Raw genomic sequence first — 3618 nt, 5'->3', positions numbered from 1 at the left:
TTTAACTTTTATCGTGCCAAGTTCATGCCTCAATAAAACATATTTTTTAATGAATATTTTTTTATTAAACTCACCTTTAGGAAATAACCTAGATTTTCCTCGTATCGGTGTCCAACCAAATTCTTTTACCTTTGTAATAAATGGATGGTCACTATTCATAGACATATACCATTCCACATACCCTTTATCTTCACAATATCTTGATCTTGTTTCTTTCCCAAAGAAATCAGCAAACTTTTTTACTATCACTTGTGACTTATGAGTGAATTGAAAATAACCTCCTGATTCATAACCATTACGCCATACCATACCTAAAGCCTCTGAAAATACATCTGTTTTAATAAAATCATCTATCCAATTCTTCTCTATAAGATTATTAGTCATAAAATATTCCCCTTAAATTTTATCCTTCTAATCAATTGTAAAATAATACTTAATTTCTATAAACAAGAAATTAACCTTATAAATTTCACGTACTATATCCGATGTGTAAAACCAAATCTTGCAATAAAACCTATTCTACCATCCATCCCCTTATCCTCTAACCAAAAAAGTAGTAAATCCTATATTTATTCCTCTATCTTAGTGATTCATTCCCCCATGAGTTAAACACTCTCATATTTTTCTGCTTTTCTTCGTAATTAAGCTTGACTGAAGGTCTTGAGGGTTTTTATCATGTGGGAACGATTATGGAACACGGCTGGAAGGCAGATTTATCCCCTACTTTGAAAGATCACAAAAAAGTAATCGATCAAAATAGATGGATAAGCGTCTTGTTTTCGCCATGCGGTCACTTATAAGGTATCCGTATGTATAGACCCTGTTCACTCAGCGATTTTCACCGCATACATCCTTTTTCTATGGCTTGTCCTTGTAATATCGTCCCTACACGACAAACTGAATGTACTCCCTAGCACCGTAATGCTAACGATAACCACCCGAACCTTTTAGAGAATCGTCCCTGGGCAAGTTCTCGCCCACCCTCACCAGAAGAACAGGATTCCAATGAGGGGTGCTGTTTTTGTAGGCGCATACTCTGTACCCCCTGCACGACCAACAGCTAGCCACGCCGTAACACGTTCCCTCTATATAGAAGCACGGAATTACGGCTTATCAGTTTTTATTTACGTGGTATCAGGCAATTCCACGCGAACAAAAAACAAAAAGGCATCTCCAATTCCTAAATGGCCTGTAGATTCACAAGACTTCTAGGTTTAGAGATGCCCGCTATATATCTTTTGACTACAAAAAATACAATTCTAGCATTTACTAGTTGAATTTTAGTCAAACAATAGATAAAATGGGTATATCAAAGAAGCCTCGTGAAAAGGCATAGTTGTTTAAGGTTAGTGGTGGTACACTTCTTAAACGTTAACACTGTGGGTTAATACAGCTAATTTCTAGTCAAGTGGTGGTACACTTGCTAGAGCAAGTCATTCCCGCTAAAGGTTGGTAGCCATTAGCATACGGGAGTGGCTTTTTGTTTTGTGTTCATATTCAATTGTCTTTAATTTATCTCGTTCAATCTTCATGATCTTCATTTATGTAAAATATCAAATTATGTTTTGTTTTGTAGAATGGTGCTTGTTGTTTACTACGTTACAACAAGCATTATCCTTTGTAAACAGTGAATTTGCACACTTTCTGAATAATATCCCTTTTTCCCTATTTCCCTATTTCCACTTATAGATATAGGGATATTTCCCCTTTTCCCTATATCTATATTTCCCTATTTTTATTATTTTTGCGTCTACTATCTCCTATAAAAAAATTCAGATTTATTACTTAAATTTCTATACTTCATACAACTGAAAAATCTTTTAATATCAACGTTTCTGTTATTAATTACTAACTCTATGATTCTATTGCATAACCCAAATATCATTGTTATAATTTTCATAAAGATATAGAAATATCCCTATTTCTATAGTTAGAAATATCCCTATTTCCCTATTTCTATTTTTCCCTATTTCTATAAAGGGATATAGGGAAATTTCAAAAACTATAACTGGAGTGTTAAAAATGGCCATTACAATTACTGTAGGTAATTACAAAGGTGGAGTCGGTAAAACCACAAATGCTGTATTGAACTCTTATGAATTTGCTAAAAAAGGTAAGCGTACATTACTCGTTGATCTTGATCCACAAAGTAACGCAACAAAATCTTTAATGTTAACAAAATCAATCCTTAACCCTGATGAAATCGTTACTGTTGAAAAAACATTAATGAAAGGGATACAAGAGGGGAACTTGGATGGCTTAGAAGTAGAAATTACGGATAACTTATATTTAATTCCTTCTTACGTTGATTTCCAGGACTTCGCAAAATTCCTTTATAAAAATTGTTCTTCGGAAGCTGAAGAAGATCATTACTTCCGAGGATTGCTTGAAAAGATAAAGCATAAATACGACTACATATTTATCGATGTTCCTCCAATGTCATTAGAAGTTACAAAGAACGCCGTTGTAGCTTCTGATTATGTTCTAATCGCTCTACAAACACAAGAACGTTCTCTTACTGGCGCTGAGAATTATGTTAATGAGCTTATCAAGTTAAAAGAACAATATGATCTTGATATTGAAGTAGTCGGTATTCTTCCTGTTCTATTAAAAAATAACGGTAAGGTTGACGAATATATCATGGAAAATGCACGTGAAATTTTCGGTGAAGAAAACCTATTCAAAAACATCGTTCCTCAAATGGAGCGTATTAAACGATTTGATGTTAATGGTATCACTGAAAAAGATAGACATGATATGAATGTAATTGAACTATACGAAACAATTAGTGATGAATTATTATCTCGTATTGATATGTTTGAAAAAATGAAGGTTGGTGTTTAAAATGGCGAGAACTCCTGGTTTATTAGGTAGAAAGAAAAGTAACTTTGAACCTACTGAGCCTTATGTACCAGAGCAAGGACAAGCTACGGTGGAAAATAACGAGGTTCCAGTTACTCCTTCTCAACCTAAGTCTGAAGAAAAACAAGTAACTCGAAAAGAAAAAAGAAACGAAAAAACTGAATCAAAAAAGAAATTTAAAAAATCAGCAAGGCAGCATTAAAATTTCTAATCAATCAAAAGAAGAACTAGAAGTATTAATGAAACTTACAAACACAAAATTCGCTTATGAAATCATCGATTTACTTATAGATCGCTATGTAGAAAATGAGCTAACGCCTGAACAGAAAAGAAAATTCAAGCTATTAACAGAGATTTAAAAATATAGAAATATCCCTATTTAGAAATAGGGATATTTCTATATTTCCACTTTTCTCTCTACATAAGATACGCAAATTAGTTTTAATAGTTTGGGATAATATACTAAATAGGAGTGGTCAATTTGGATAAAAAATACTTAGTGACTGTGACACCTGTTCAAGATAATCCTGCGACAAAGAAAAAGAATTCATTGTCAGCAGCAGACAGAAAAAATATAAAAGTATCGCCTGAAACACTTAATAAAATAAAGACCATTTGCACAATGAAAGACATGAAAAATTATGAGCTTATTGATGAAATATTGGATTACTACATTGCTAATAAATTGAATGCACATGAGCAGAACATTCTAAATGACATAGTTTCTGATAAAAAAATAATACCCTACCTTTTTGT

At 32.9% G+C, this 3618-nt stretch carries 2 protein-coding genes and 2 pseudogenes; 3 read left to right on the top strand and 1 reads right to left on the bottom strand.

What is annotated here, in order from left to right:
- Positions 1 to 384, bottom strand: a pseudogene (locus HMPREF1014_RS31800) (hypothetical protein); the annotation flags it as partial.
- 1638 nt (positions 385 to 2022) lie between these two features.
- Between HMPREF1014_RS31800 and HMPREF1014_RS27545 the strand changes: the two are divergent.
- The 3 genes and pseudogenes from HMPREF1014_RS27545 to HMPREF1014_RS27535 all read left to right on the top strand — a co-directional run.
- Entirely contained in the window at positions 2023 to 2844 is an 822-nt protein-coding gene (locus HMPREF1014_RS27545) for a ParA family protein (RefSeq protein ID WP_001018642.1), read from the top strand.
- A gap of 1 nt (position 2845) precedes the next feature.
- Positions 2846 to 3221, top strand: a pseudogene (locus HMPREF1014_RS27540) (DUF5388 domain-containing protein).
- A gap of 122 nt (positions 3222 to 3343) precedes the next feature.
- The coding region (locus HMPREF1014_RS27535; protein WP_009327679.1) for a hypothetical protein at positions 3344 to 3618 on the top strand (275 nt) is incomplete at its 3' end.

It is taken from the genome of Bacillus sp. 7_6_55CFAA_CT2, assembly GCF_000238655.1.
In the GTDB taxonomy this organism is placed as follows: Bacteria; Bacillota; Bacilli; order Bacillales; family Bacillaceae_G; genus Bacillus_A; species Bacillus_A cereus.
This window is presented reverse-complemented; position numbering and strand designations above follow the sequence as displayed.